This is a genomic window from Neorhizobium sp. LMR1-1-1.1, from assembly GCF_040675795.1.
GTDB classification, from domain to species: domain Bacteria; phylum Pseudomonadota; class Alphaproteobacteria; order Rhizobiales; family Rhizobiaceae; genus Neorhizobium; species Neorhizobium cellulosilyticum.
Window position 1 is genome coordinate 1119496 of sequence record NZ_JBEGHE010000001.1, and the last position, 14438, is coordinate 1133933.

Annotated in this window: 8 protein-coding genes; 6 read left to right on the forward strand and 2 right to left on the reverse strand. The window is 59.3% G+C overall.

Translation table 11 applies throughout. From position 1 onward, the window contains the following. The first annotated feature begins 161 nt into the window (after positions 1–161). The 3 genes from MRBLMR1_RS05265 (at position 162) to MRBLMR1_RS05275 (ending at position 4930) form a co-directional block, all read left to right on the forward strand. Positions 162–1649, forward strand: coding sequence for a hypothetical protein (locus MRBLMR1_RS05265; RefSeq protein ID WP_148147634.1), 1488 nt, complete (start codon positions 162–164; stop codon positions 1647–1649). 225 nt (positions 1650–1874) lie between these two features. Next, complete coding sequence (locus MRBLMR1_RS05270) at positions 1875–3098, forward strand: YeeE/YedE family protein (RefSeq protein ID WP_148147635.1); 1224 nt, start codon at positions 1875–1877, stop codon at positions 3096–3098. A gap of 425 nt (positions 3099–3523) precedes the next feature. After that, positions 3524–4930, forward strand: a complete 1407-nt coding sequence (locus MRBLMR1_RS05275) for a DUF2778 domain-containing protein (RefSeq protein WP_500063811.1) — start codon at positions 3524–3526, stop codon at positions 4928–4930. Between the two features lie 31 nt (positions 4931–4961). On the opposite strand, the gene MRBLMR1_RS05280 is transcribed toward MRBLMR1_RS05275, so the two are convergent. After that, positions 4962–6107 carry an amidohydrolase gene (locus tag MRBLMR1_RS05280; protein WP_148147636.1) on the reverse strand — a complete coding sequence of 382 codons (1146 nt, stop codon included), beginning with the start codon at positions 6105–6107 and terminating at the stop codon, positions 4962–4964. A 291-nt stretch (positions 6108–6398) separates the two neighbouring features. On the opposite strand from MRBLMR1_RS05280, the gene MRBLMR1_RS05285 reads away from it, so the two are divergent. Continuing rightward, positions 6399–7145: an alpha/beta hydrolase fold domain-containing protein gene (locus MRBLMR1_RS05285; protein WP_183821497.1), complete on the forward strand. Its 747-nt coding sequence runs from the start codon at positions 6399–6401 to the stop codon at positions 7143–7145. A 62-nt stretch (positions 7146–7207) separates the two neighbouring features. On the opposite strand, the gene MRBLMR1_RS05290 is transcribed toward MRBLMR1_RS05285, so the two are convergent. Further along, complete coding sequence (locus MRBLMR1_RS05290) at positions 7208–9718, reverse strand: ATP-dependent helicase (protein WP_183685877.1); 2511 nt, start codon at positions 9716–9718, stop codon at positions 7208–7210. 295 nt (positions 9719–10013) lie between these two features. Here MRBLMR1_RS05290 and MRBLMR1_RS05295 point away from each other — a divergent pair, with 295 nt between their 5' ends. Then, positions 10014–11198 carry an efflux RND transporter periplasmic adaptor subunit gene (locus MRBLMR1_RS05295; protein ID WP_148147639.1) on the forward strand — a complete coding sequence of 395 codons (1185 nt, stop codon included), beginning with the start codon at positions 10014–10016 and terminating at the stop codon, positions 11196–11198. Further along, positions 11195–14383 (forward strand): efflux RND transporter permease subunit, encoded by a 3189-nt coding sequence (locus tag MRBLMR1_RS05300; protein WP_148147640.1) that lies wholly within the window; start codon positions 11195–11197, stop codon positions 14381–14383. The genes MRBLMR1_RS05295 and MRBLMR1_RS05300 overlap by 4 nt, the downstream gene beginning before the upstream one ends. The last annotated feature ends 55 nt before the right edge of the window (positions 14384–14438 follow it).

Here is a 14438-nt window from a genome sequence, read left to right on the forward strand (position 1 = left end):
CGCGTTTTCCGATAGCAGAATGCCAAGCCACAATTCCATGATCAAGAAAATTGTTCAAGAAATTCATGGTGATCGAATAGGTGTCTATAAGGAAACTAAATTAGAAATAGCTTATTAAGCATGTTGCGAAATGATTGGTTATCCGAACTGGAGGGGTCGCCATGAAACGCCTTGTCTTTCCCGCAATTGCCTTGCCTATAACGCTTGTCTCAAGCCTCTACAGTACTGCGGCGCATTCCCAGTCGGCACCCCTCGTCAATGTGTGCTCGGGCCTCAGCGTCGATCTTCCGGTGCTTCAGCCAGTGACCACGGGCATACTGGACCCGTTGCTCAATCCGTTGGCATCTCTGATCGATCTCAATATTGCCGGGGCACTGAGTGGCCAGAATATCGGTCTCAGTGTTCTGGATACCAACGGCCAAGCTGTCAGCAGCGCGGACTGCGGTCTGGCTGCCGACTCGATCGATATCGATGACGCGCGGGGCATCTCGATGGGCGGCGGCAGCCTCAGTGGGCTTGGTGGAGCTGGAAATGCGGCATCTGTTGCGGGAGAGGTGAATTCGGTCGCCATCGGTAACGGTGCAACAACTAGTGCGGCTGCGGCGAATGCTATCGCACTCGGCCTGCGGGGCACGGTGACTGCCGCAAACGGCGTGGCACTTGGTGCGGATGCGAATGTAAGCGCCGCCGGTGGTGTCGCACTTGGTTCCGGTTCGGTGGCATCACGTGCAGGCATGGGAGGCGCCACCGAACTCTTCTCGGGGACCGCAGTCTCGTCCACCGCCGGTGCCGTTTCTGTCGGTACAGCGGGTGGAGAGCGTCAGATCACCAATCTCGCGGGTGGTACGGCCGACACCGATGCTGTCAACGTTCGGCAGTTGCGCGCCGTGAGCGATACCGTCACCACCGGCCTTGGGGATGTTGCCATCGCTCTTGGTGGCGGATCTACTTACAACAGCAGCACCAATGTCTTTACCGGGCCGAGCTATACGTTGCGCGGCAACACCTATACCGATGTCAATTCGGCGCTCCAGGCGATCAACTCCTTTATCGGCGGCGCGGGCACCAACGGGGCTCTGGCTGCCAACAACACGAGTGGTCTGCCGAATGCAGTTGCAACCGGTGCCGACGCAACGGCCGTAGGCTACGGATCCAGCGCAGCTCATGCCAACAGCACTGCGATCGGACGTGGGGCGACCACCACCCGCGCAGGTCAGGTTATGATCGGAACCTCGACAAATACCTATACGATGCCGGGCGTGACCTCGGTCGCGAGCCGGGCGGCACAAAGTGGGCCGACGCAGGTTCTGACGACCGATGCAGCGGGCAATATCGCGTCGGCCAATATCGACGTTAACCGGATCAGTTCTGACATTTCCAATCTGCGCGGCGATGTGTCCAGCTTACGCCGGGAAACCCGCAAGGGCATCGCGGCTGCGATGTCGATGACGGCTGCACCGAAGCCCTCTGCGCCGGGTAAGACATCCTGGTCGACGAATATTGCCGGATATCACGGCGAGATGGCCACCAGCTTTGCTGTAGCCCATATGTTCGACAGCAACTATCCGGTCATCTTTGATGCCTCGGTTGGTTATTCGCCCGGCGGCGGAACACCCGGCGTCCGCGTCGGTCTTTCCGGCGAGTTTTGACAGCAGTTCTCAGAACCCCTGCCGAACTGGTATTCCCCCCGCCATTCGGCTCGTTCCACCCCGCGATCCCCCTCGCGGGGTGGAATGCTTGGTAGTCTGATTTCGACTGCACACTTCGTCTGGTGTGGAAATATATTCTTCAGCGCGGAGCTGCGGTAAAAATGTCTACCTCGTAACATCCTGGCGATGCCGCTACCTACAGCGCAAAATCAGGAGCTTAATTTTATGACGATTTCCTCTTCGATGGGCTCGGGAGCGCCGACGGCGTCGCCTCTTGGAGCGCCAGGTCTCATTTCCCTTGTCGTGCTCGTTGCGGGTACGCTGGCGCTCGGCGCAGTTTATGGGCCGGCTCAGGGCGCGCTGTTTCTCGTCGGTGGCGCGCTGGGAATTTCTCTTTACCATGCCGCTTTCGGTTTTACCTCTGCCTGGCGGGTCTTCATCGCCGAGGGCAGGGGGCGCGGCCTGCGCGTCCAGATGATCCTGCTTGCGCTTGCCGTCATTCTGTTCTTTCCGTTTCTGGCGAGCGGAACACTGTTCGGCAATGAAGTGCGGGGCAATATTTCTCCGGCCGGCATCGGTGTTATTGTCGGCGCCTTTATGTTCGGCGTGGGTATGCAGCTTGGCGGCGGTTGCGCTTCCGGCACTTTGTTCACCGCCGGTGGCGGCAATGCGCGCATGCTGGTCACATTGTTTTTCTTTATCGTCGGTTCGCTGATTGCGACCCTGCATACCGCCTGGTGGGCGGCGCTGCCTTCATTGCCGCCGACAGCGTTATTTCAGACATTCGGTGCCGCCGGCGGTATCGCCGTGTCTCTCATCATTTTCGGCGCAATCGCCGCGATTACCGTGGTGGTGGAGAAGAAGCGGAACGGCGCGCTGGAACAGGCGCCGCCATCACCGCGGCAGGGCTTTGCACGATATCTGCGCGGACCCTGGCCGCTTGTGTTTGGTGCGGTCGCGCTGGTAATCCTCAATTTCGCGACGCTTGCGATCGCAGGGCGGCCCTGGGGGGTTACCTCGGCCTTCGCTCTGTGGGGTGCCAAGGGAGCGCAGTTGATCGGGATCGATCCGGCTTCCTGGCCCTATTGGCAGCAGCCGGGTAATGCCAAGGCCCTGGCATCGAGTGTTTTTGCTGATGTCACCTCGGTCATGGATTTCGGCATCATTGCAGGTGCGATGCTCGCTGCAGCTCTTGCGGGCAAGTTTGCGCCCAATCTCGATATTCCGTTGCGCTCGGTGCTGGCGGCGGTCATCGGTGGTCTGCTGCTGGGCTACGGTGCCCGGATTGCCTATGGCTGCAATATCGGTGCCTATTTTTCCGGGATCGCCTCCGGGAGTCTGCATGGCTACCTTTGGGCTGTCGCTGCGTTTGCAGGTAATGTTGCCGGCGTAAAGCTCAGGCCCTGGTTCTTTAACGAAGGTCGAGCGATCCGCCGTATCGACGGCTGATAAAATATCGCTGTTTCTGACAAGTGACGGCCGCGTATATCGTGGCCGTTTTTCATCACGGGTCTTTTTTATTGTGCCGCTGCACAGCGTCGCATCCCCAGCGATTTATTCCCGTTGCCTTGTATAACCGGGTTTTTGTCGCTAAACAGCAACAGTCGTCAGCTTGACCCGCCTTAATCGACGAGGCCAGAAACACAGCCTTGCCGCATTTTGGCTAAACTTCCGACGGCATGCGCTTTTATGAGCGCCATCGAAACTGATCGGGGCGGCGTAAAGACATTGGTTACCATAATCGTTCATTCTCTCACCCATTCGCAGAGTGGCTTTGCGCGGAATCATTCCTTTTCGGAAGACCACTCCAGTCTGGCAGGCGAGGCGCTTTTTGCGGCCTTTGCAGTGATGAGTAACGGTTCGGGTAACGAGTGATGGTGCGTAGGGTCGAAGCCTCCACGAAGCGGAACAAGGTCTCGAAGCGTCCGGCGAAGCGCAAGCATGGCCGTTCGATCTTTATGAATATGGCGATTGGCATCGGGCTCACCGCTTCGGCGTTGATCGGTGCTTCGGCGATTACCGTGGCAACTGCGGTAAAGCCTGCCCGGGATATGCATTTTCAAACCGCTCTTCTTTCGCCTGCTGTCGAGGGTGAGCATTTGACGCGTGATCGTGCCGACAGAACGCTTGACGTTGCGAAATTCTCCAGACTGCCCGGCCAGTCACTGGCTGAAGCCAAGGGGAGCCGTCTGGCCGGGGCAGAGGCTGCTGCCTTGGAAGCACTGCGTCCTGAAGGCTCTACAGTCAGCCAGGCGCTCCATCATGCCATGGCGAAAGCGGCCCGCAAGGTTGAGAACGAGCAGCAATTTGCGGCTCTGACGACCAGGCGTCCGGCTGCCACCGCGATCAGGTCCGCGCTCGCCCAGGCAATGGAAGATACTGTACTGGTCGCACCGCGCGGCGATAGCGCGATGCCCGACATGATTCAGGATGCGGAAAACGTTACCAATGTTGCCGCGCTGAAGGACATGAAGCCCGTCGAAATGGCTTCGCTCGATACTTCGGACAGCGATGACGCGACCGTCAGTTCGCCATCGGTCGAAATCACACAGGACGTCGTGGCGCTTGCTGTTCCACCTGCAGCCGACACTTACGCACTTCCCAAGGCAGGTCCGCTGCCGGTAATCCGGCCTGCGGCTGGCATGCGCGGCGATGACGCCAAGCCTGCCGTTCGGGCTAATGCTCTGGCTGCCATCGCATCGGTTGCACCTCAAAAAACCGGCAAGCCTGCGGGGGATGACAAGCCGACGGTGCTTGCATTCGCCAAGCCCGACAACCCGATGCGCGAGGAGCCGGAAAGCCCAGCCGCGCCTTCGCCCAAATGGCCCGGTCTCGGCACCAAGGTTGCGATCTACGACATCACCAATGGTGTCGTGCACATGCCGAACGGAACCAAGCTTGAGGCGCATTCCGGCATCGGCAGCATGCGCGACAACCCGAAATTCACCCATGTGAAGATGCGCGGCCCGACCCCTCCGGGTACCTATAAGCTTTCGATGCGCGAATCTCTGTTCCATGGCGTTGCCGCAATTCGCCTTACGCCGACGGACGGAAAGCCGCCACAGGGCCGCACCGGGCTTCTGGCACATAGCTTCCTGCTTCGCGTTCGTGGCGATTCGCACGGCTGCGTCGCATTTGCCGACTACGATCGTTTCCTAAAGGCATTCCAACGCGGTGAGATCACTCACATGATCATCGTGCCCAAATGGGATGGCAAGCGCCCCGGCTCGGGTTCTGGCGGCGGCTTCATGGCCAAGCTGTTCGGCAACAACGACGCATAAAAAACGGAGCCTTCTGGCTCCGGTTTCGCATTTAGCCAAGTGTATCGCGCACGGCACGGAGGAAGATTTTCGCGCCGATCGGGATAAGGTCATCCGGAAAATCATAGTTCGGATTATGCGGCGCGGGGTGATCTTCACCAGCGCCGAGAAACAGCATAGCCGACTTGGATACGCCGCCGAAACGGCCAAAATCTTCCGAAGCACGAAAACCTTCGCCGGGCTCATGGGTGACGCCTTCGGCATCCATTGCCGCACGCAGTATATCGGCAGCATCGGCATCGTTGACACAATGGCCGAACACTTCCTGGTATTCGATTTCAAGCTTCAGTCCTGCCGTCTCGGAAGCCTCACGCGCCATGGTTTCAGCTTTTCCGACAAGCGCCGCCATCTGGTCGTCCGTCGATGTGCGCAACGTTACCCAGATCTCGCCATAGCCCGGAGCGACGCCGACTGTCGGCTCTCCGATCGCCGCATGGGTGACGGTGGCGCGGACGAGATTGCCTTCCGATACCGTGCCCGTCGATAGGGCATTGAGTGCCGGCATCAGGGTTGCAACGGCAGTGACAGGCGAAGTGCCTGTTTCGGGATAGGCGGCATGGGCGGTCTTGCCAGACAGAATGATTTTCATGCCGCGCGAAGCGCAATTGGCCGGGCCGTCCTTCAGCCAGACATGGCCGAAAGGAACACCAGGCATATTATGCTGGGAGAGGCTGAAATCAGGCGTCAATGCGGCGAATTTCTCGTCGGCGATGACGGCTGCAGCACCGGCGCCGTTTTCTTCTGCCGGCTGAAACAGCAGGATGGCGCGGCCGCTTTTGGGGCGTTCACGGCCGAGCACGCGGCCAATGGCGGCAAGCGTCGCCATATGGCCGTCATGGCCGCACATGTGGCTCTTGCCGGGAATTCTCGATCTGTAATCCGGATCGCCGAGTTCCTCGATCGGCAGGGCGTCGAGTTCGGCGCGGATCATCATGGTCTTTCCAGGTTTGCCGCTGTCATAGATTACCGCCACGCCGGTTCCGCCAAGTCCTTCCACAATCGCGTCTGGCTCGGTCTGGCGCATGAAGCGGACGACTTCTCTCGCAGTCTCCACCTCTTCTCCGGAGACTTCCGGCATGGTGTGAAGATGGCGGCGCCAGGCCGTGGTTTCGATTATGTCGTGATTGGTGAGAGACATGAACGTGCTCCGTATTCTCGGCTGGGAAAGAGACCTAGCGAACAGTTTTGAAAGGAGCAATGCGGCGAGAAAACTTCGCGCCTGAAATCTTACAGCAATGATTGGAGCCTCAACTCGTATCTGCTCTATCTGTTTCTGAAGGAATGACATGTGACTGGCTTCGGTTTTTCAAGGTATCTGTCCACCGCCCGTGTGCTGTCGGGGGTGGCCTTGTTTACGGCTGCAATGGCGGCTTCCGCTCACGCACAGCAATTTGGGCGGCAGGTCGGGATGCTAGCGAACGGAGGAGGTGTGGAGCGCGATGTTGCCTATGGCTCCATGGCCGAGCAACGCATGGATGTCTATTTGCCACAGAACGCGCAGAGATCACCGATCATAGTGATGGTGCATGGCGGTGCCTGGGCGTTCGGCTCGAAATCCGCTCCGGGCGTAGTCGACAATAAAGTCGCACACTGGTTGCCGAAGGGATTTATCTTCGTTTCTGTGGAGACAAGGTTGGCCCCTGCCGCTGATCCGGTTGAGCAGGCGACTGACGTCGCGGCTGCAATGGCGATGGTCCAGCGCCGCGCTGCGTCATGGGGTGGCGATCCTTCGAAGATGGTTCTGATGGGACATTCGGCCGGTGCTCATCTTGTCGCACTCGTCTCTGTCGATCGTTCTATCGCCCAGAAGGCGAGCGTGAAGCCATGGGCAGGAACCATAGCGATCGATAGTGCAGCCTACGACGTTTCGTCCATCATGGAGCGGCCGAACCATCCCCGATTTTATGATCAGGCATTCGGAAGCGATCCCCGTTTCTGGAAAATAGCTTCTCCGACGTTTTATGCTGGCTCAAACATGCCGCGCATGTTGCTGGTATGCTCCAGTCTTCGGAGCGATTCCTGTCCTCAGGCAAATGCTTTTGCCAGAAAATCCGGCGGACAGGCGAGGGTTCTTCCGGTTTCCCTGCGCCACATGGCGATCAACCGTACGCTCGGGCTTGAAAGTGATTACACGCGCCAAGTCGATGCGTTCATAAATTCAATCGTCGCGAGATAAGCCTCGCCACTGCTTCACGCTGGCAGCAAGAGTACAAGCGGTAAGAGGCGTGGCGACTGCCGTCACGCTTTTTCCACAAAACCATCCAGAACGCGCTTTTGACCAGCTCGGTCAAATTCGATCGTCAGCTTGTTGCCTTCGATCGCCATGACATTGCCATTGCCGAACTTGATGTGGAAAACCCGATCGCCGATAGTGAATTTCGATGGCGTGTCGGCCACCGACTTGGCCACAAGCTCGCCGTCGATCGTGCGGCCGCGCGGGCCGCTTTCTCCGTAACCGATGCGTTCCACCGCATGGCCGGAGCGGTTGCCCCAATTGTCGCGAGTGGCGTCCGTCTTGTTGGCCTGGGCGCGTTTCCAGCCTGGCGTCGAGTAGTTGTTGGCGAACGGATCGGCCTTGTCGAAACGCGACTGGCCGTAACCGCCACGCCCGCCATACCCGCCGTAATTCGATGAATCGGAAGCTGCCACATCGACGTGGTTCTGCGGCAGTTCTTCCAGGAAGCGGGACGGCATGGTCGATTGCCATAGGCCGTGGATACGCCGGTTGGAGACGAACCAGATATGGCAGCGGTGCTTTGCGCGCGTGATCCCGACATAGGCGAGGCGGCGTTCTTCCTCGAGACCGGATCGACCGCCTTCATCAAGCGCCCGCTGATGCGGAAAGAGGCCTTCCTCCCAACCAGGCAGAAAGACCGTGTCGAATTCCAGCCCCTTGGCCGAATGGAGCGTCATGATCGAGACCGCGTCGAGGTTCTCGTTCTGCTCGGCATCCATGACGAGAGAGACGTGCTCAAGGAAGCCGCGCATGCTGTCGAACTGCTCCATCGAGCGGATCAGTTCCTTCAGGTTGTCGAGACGACCCGGTGCTTCCGCTGACTTGTCGTTCTTCCACATGTCGGTATAGCCCGACTCTTCGAGGATCTGCTCGGCAAGTTCGGTATGTTCCGTTCTTTCAAGCCGTTCCTGCCAGTTCCTGAAGTTCTGCACGACATCGAAAAGCGCCTTGCGCGCCTTCGGCTTCAGCTCATCCGTTTCGACCATCTCGGCCGCGGCCTGCAGCATCGGAATGTCGCGGGCGCGGGCGGAATCGTGCAGATAACGCACGGTCGTATCGCCAAGCCCACGCTTCGGCGTATTGATGATACGCTCGAAGGCCAGATCATCCGCCGGCTGGCAGACGAGGCGGAAATAGGCCATGGCATCGCGGATTTCGAGCCGTTCGTAGAAACGTGGACCGCCGACGACGCGATAGTTCAGGCCGAGTGTGACAAAGCGATCTTCGAACTCGCGCATCTGGAAGGAGGCGCGCACGAGGATCGCCATATCGTTGAGTGCATGCTTCTTGCCGTCGCCGTCACCCCGCTGCAGCCGCTCGATCTCCTCGCCGACGGCACGGGCTTCTTCTTCCGAATCCCAGGCTGCATGAACGATGACTTTCTCATCGTCCGGATCGACGCGATCGGTGAACAGCGTCTTGCCGAGCCTGCCTTCATTATGGGCGATCAGGTGGCCGGCAGCGCCGAGAATGTGCTCGGTGGAACGATAATTGCGCTCCAGCTTGATGACCTTGGCGCCCGGAAAATCCTTTTCGAAGCGCAGGATGTTGTCGACTTCCGCACCTCGCCATCCATAGATCGACTGGTCGTCGTCGCCAACGCAGCAGACGTTCTGAGGCACGTTCTTAGGTCGCTGTGCCAGCAGGCGCAGCCACATATATTGTGCGGTATTGGTGTCCTGATACTCGTCGACCAGAATATAGCGGAATTTCTCGTGATATTCCTTCAGCAGGTCCGGCGTCTTGCGAAAGATCGCGATCGGATGCAGCAGAAGGTCGCCAAAGTCGCAGGCGTTGAGCGTTCTCAAGCGCGCCTGATAGGCAGCGTAAAGTTCGCGGCCCTTGCCATTGGCGAAGGCGCGCGCGTCTCCTTCGGGGATATCGTGTGGAAGCAGCCCCTTGTTCTTCCAGCCGTCGATCATGCCGGCGAATTGTTTTGCCGGCCAGCGCTTGTCGTCCAGGCCCTCGGCCTGGATCAGCTGCTTGATCAGTCGAACCACGTCATCGGTATCGAGAATGGTGAAGTCCGAACGAAGTCCGACGAGTTCGGCATGGCGACGCAGGATCTTCACCCCGATCGAGTGGAATGTACCAAGCCACGGCATGCCTTCGACTGCACCGCCGACGAGGACGCCGATACGCTCCTTCATCTCGCGCGCCGCCTTATTGGTAAAGGTGACGGCGAGAATCTGGCTTGGCCAGGCTTTACCGGTCGCCAGAATATGAGCGATACGAGTGGTCAGGACACGCGTCTTTCCGGTACCGGCTCCTGCAAGAACAAGAACCGGGCCGTCCACGGTTTCCACGGCCTCGCGCTGTTCAGGGTTCAGGCCGGATAGATAATCCGCGGCAGGGCGTGCGCCATCGCGCGCTGCCATGGCGCGAGCCGCTATGCCCAATCCACCTGATGCCCCGCTCTGGAGTTGCTGGCGATCAGATGGGGCTTGCTGCCTGCGCGGCGCGGGTTCCGGCTCTTCATCGAAGAACGGAATATCGTCGAAACTGTTACTCATGCGGCCAATGTAGTGATTCGAGCCGGAAAGGCCAGTCGATGTTCTCTTTTCATTCCCGTTTTGGTGGATGAAATAGTCCATCACGGTGCGAATTGAACTACGACACGCGAAAATCGTTCAAGCTGACAAAGCTGTCGATAACGACGTTTTTTGCAACCAAAGGGATGATCTCATTCTGACATAAGCGTGAAATCCCGTGATGTTACAAATCGGTAAGGCAGTGGTGCAGCCATTGCTTGTTAATAGGGAAACGAGGATACTCCTCATACCCATAAGATACTTCACGAGGACATGAATGCGGATCTGGAACCAGCTTCTTCTGTCGGCTGCGGTTTTACTCGGAGGCCTCTGTTTCTGGGTTTATCTGTCGGCGGATGCTGGCCGCACGTTGGTCTCGATGGGAGCGCCTGAGGCAATCGTCTCGACGATCAATCCTAAAGCGAGGGAACCGGCTTCGGCGACCGTGGCCGGAAGCGGCCAACGCTCGACAGGCGCGGGCGGCAACCGGCAGAATTCGTCGGGCGGGCAGGCTGTGCTGGTTGCAACGCGTCCGGTCGGAGCTGGCATCGTCAACGACAGCCTTTCCGCAATCGGTGACGGCGAGGCGATCCAGTCGGTTATCGTGATGCCGCAAGCCGCAGGCACGATCAACGAGATCCTGGTGAAGTCTGGTGATCAGGTAAAGAAGGGGCAGGTTCTTGCCCAGCTCGACGATGACGAACAGATCATCCTGCGCGATCAGGCGCAGGTGCTTCTGCGCAGCGCAAAGGAAAAGTCGGAGAGCTACCAGAACCTGAAAAGCTTTTCGCGGCTCGAAGTCCTTGATGCGCAGATTGCCGAAGAGACGGCGCAGCTTGCTCTGACCAATGCGCAGCTCTCACTGAAGCGCCGGTCCGTTGTGGCGCCGATCGATGGCATTGTCGGCATCGTCGCCATCAATATCGGCGATAACGTCACAACGACCAGCAATGTCGTGACAATAGATAATCGATCCGAACTGCTTGTGGACTTCTGGGCGCCGGAGCGGTTTGCCGTGCAGGTGAAGACCGGCATGCCGGTGGAGGCCGCGTCGATCTCCCGTCCCGGACAGACATTCAAGGGGTCTGTCGAGGCGGTGGATAACCGCGTCGATCCCGCCAGCCGCACGATCCGCATCCGCGCAAAAATTCCGAATGGCGAAGATGAATTGAGGGCTGGGATGTCCTTCGGCGTTACCATGCGTTTCCCCGGCGAAACCTATCCCGCTGTCGATCCACTTGCGATCCAATGGGATACGCAGGGCTCCTTCGTCTGGCGGATCGAAGACCACAAGTCGGTAAAGGCGAGGGTCAGGATCATCCAGCGCAATCCGGACGCCATTCTTGTTGCGGCAGACCTGAACGAAGGCGATGCGATTGCAACGGAAGGCCTGCAGCGGGTTCGCGAAGGTGGTGCAGTGCGCATTGCCGGTGAAAAGCCGCCGGAGGTTGCCAGCCGATGAGCGAGGATAAAGGCGGACAATCGCACGAGGTCGCGCAGGGCGGATCAAACGGCCAATCCGGCAAGCAGGGTTTCACCGCGCTTTTCGTACGGCGTCCTATCCTCGCCGCGGTCATCAACACGTTGCTGGTGGTCGCCGGTCTTGCCGCGCTTGTCGGTGTCGAAGTCCGCGAGCTGCCGGATGTCGATCAGCCGGTGATCAGCGTTCGCACAACCTATGACGGTGCGTCGGCGCAAACGATGGACCAGGAGGTGACCGATGTCATCGAGGGTGCCGTTGCGCGAGTCAGCGGCCTGAAAACGATCTCATCGATTTCCGACTTCGGCCAGAGCCGGGTCACACTCGAATTCAGCGATACTGCGGATCTGGCTGTGGCGGCGAACGACGTGCGCGATGCGCTCGGCCGCGTGACCGGGCAATTGCCGGAGGATGCCGACGAGCCACGCATCATCAAGGCGGATAGCGACAGCCAGCCGATCATGCGTCTTGCCGTGACCTCGTCCACCATGTCGATGGAAGAGCTGACGCTTCTCGTTGATAACGAGGTTTCCGACCGGCTGGCCGCCGTCGATGGTGTTGCCGATGTGGAACTTTACGGTGACCAGGAGAAAATCTTTCGCGTCGATGTGAACCAGACGGCGCTGGCGAGCCGCGGTCTGACGATTGCGGACCTTTCGAATGCCTTGTCCACGGCTGCCATGGACGTGCCTGCAGGGTCGCTCGAATCCTCCACGCAGGACATTGTCGTTCGCGCCACCGCGAACCTCACCAAGCCGGAGGATTTCGAAAACATTCTGATCAACGACAATGTCCGGCTTCGTGATGTCGCGACCGTAATGCTCGGGCCGGATGACGGGACGACAGCACTTCGCTCGAACGGAATCCAGGGTGTCGGCCTCGGCGTGCTTCGCCAGGCGCAGTCGAACACGCTCAGTATTTCCGAAGGTGTTCGCGCCGCCGTTGCGGAATTGTCGAAGAGCCTGCCGGAAGGCACGCGGATCGCGATCACCAGCGATGACGCCGTATTCATTCAGGGCGCACTGCACGAGGTGGAGATCGCGCTGGCTCTGTCCGGCACGATCGTGGTGCTTGTTATCTTCCTTTTCCTGCGCGACTGGAAGGCGACGCTCATTCCTGCGCTGACCATGCCGGTTGCGCTGATCGGCACGCTGGTCGCGATCTATATGGTCGGGTTCTCCATCAATATTCTCACCCTTCTGGCCATCGTTCTGGCGACCGGCCTCGTGGTCGATGACGCGATCGTCGTTCTGGAAAATATCGTGAGGCGAAGAGCCGAAGGCATGGGGCCGCGTGCTGCGGCCGTGATCGGGACCCAGGAAGTGTTCTTCGCGGTTCTTGCGACGACGGCCACGCTCGCCGCAGTGTTCATCCCGCTTTCCTTCCTGCCCGGCCAGATGGGCGGTCTGTTCCGCGAATTTGGTTTCGTTCTCGCTTTCGCTGTGGCGCTTTCATCGATCACGGCGTTGACGCTCTGCCCGATGCTTGCCTCGCGGATGCTGACCAAGCCGATCAAGGAGAAGCATGACGGGCTGCTCGGTAGATTCGGCACGTTGTTTGCCGATGTCTATCGAACGACGCTCCATGCCTGCCTCAACGTGCCGGCTGCAGTCGTTGTGGTCGCGCTACTGTTTGGTGGTGCTGGCTACATGGCCTTCAAGACGGTCAAGAGCGAACTGACACCGCCGGAAGACCGGGCGATGGTGTTCCTGCGTGCCACCGCGCCGGAGGGCGTCAGCCTGAAATATATGCGGGACAAGCTGCAGCAAGTTGAAGAAAAACTTCAGCCGCTCGTCGACGCGGGAGAGATCCAGAACATCTATTCGATCTCGGGGCAGGGCGGAGCGAAGAACAACGGCTTCATGGTGCTGACGCTCGCTCCCTGGTCGGAGCGCGAGCGCAGCCAGGCGGACATCGTCAAGGATATCAACGCGGCGACGGCGACTGTGCCGGCACTCAGAGCCTTCGCCCAGCAGCAAAATAGCCTGCGTATCCGCGGCGCCGGCAACGGGTTGCAGATGGCGCTGGTCGGTACCAGCCACGAACAGTTGACAGCGGCTGCGGCAAAGCTGGTGGATTCGCTGCGTGAGACCAATCTGTTCGATACGCCACGCCTGAACGATGAGCCTAATCAGGCGCAAATTTTCATAACGGTCAATCGCGAACGTGCGTCTGACCTCGGTATCGACATCAAGGCTCTCGGCACGGCGGTGCAATCGCTTCTCGAAGGGCGTTCTGTCGTCGATGTGTTCGTCGATGGCGAGGCGATCCCGGTCAAGCTCAAGTCAACCACGAGGCCGATCGACGATCCAACCGATCTCGAAAGCATCTTCCTGAAGACCAAGGACGGACGAATGGTGCCGATGTCGACCGTCGCGACATTGGAGGAACGCGCGGTGTCTCCGACGTTGCGGCGTGAGCAGCAGCTTGCTTCGGTTTCCTTCTCCGCGGGTCTCAAGGATGGGGTATCGCTCGGCCAGGCGGTTCAGGTGGCGACCGAACTGGCTCAGCCGCTGTTGCCGCAGGGATCGCGCCTGATCCCGCTTGCGGAAGCGGCGACGCTCAAGGAAAATTCCAGCGGCATGGCGCTGACCTTCGGTTTTGCCATCGCCATCATCTTCCTGGTGCTGGCGGCTCAGTTCGAAAGCGTGCTGTCGTCGATCATCATCATGTCGACTGTGCCGCTGGGGCTTGCCTGCGCCGCGTTTGCACTGGTGCTGACGGGGTCCAGCCTGAATGTCTATTCGCAGATCGGTCTTGTCCTGCTTGTCGGGGTAATGGCCAAGAACGGCATTCTGATCGTCGAGTTTGCTAATCACCTGCGAAACGAGGGCGCCAATTGCCGGGAGGCGATCGAACGGGCCTGTAGCCTGCGTCTGCGCCCGGTAATGATGACGATGATCGCGACCGTGATCGGCGGTCTGCCGCTGGTTCTGGCTCAAGGTGCCGGTGCCGAGGCTCGTATCGCGCTCGGCTGGGTGATCGTCGGCGGCCTTGGCTTTGCCACGCTGGTGACCCTCTACATCACGCCGGTTGCCTATCTCCTGCTTGCCCGCTTCGCCAAGCCGCACGCGCATGAGGAAGCCCGTTTCCATGACGAGCTGGAGAATGCGAAAAAGAGCCGAGCGAACGACAGCAAGCAGCCGCCTTTGATGGCTGCCGAATAGGATCGGTCATCACGTACCGCGTCGACCGCCTTTCGGCTGGACAAACAAGGTCCTG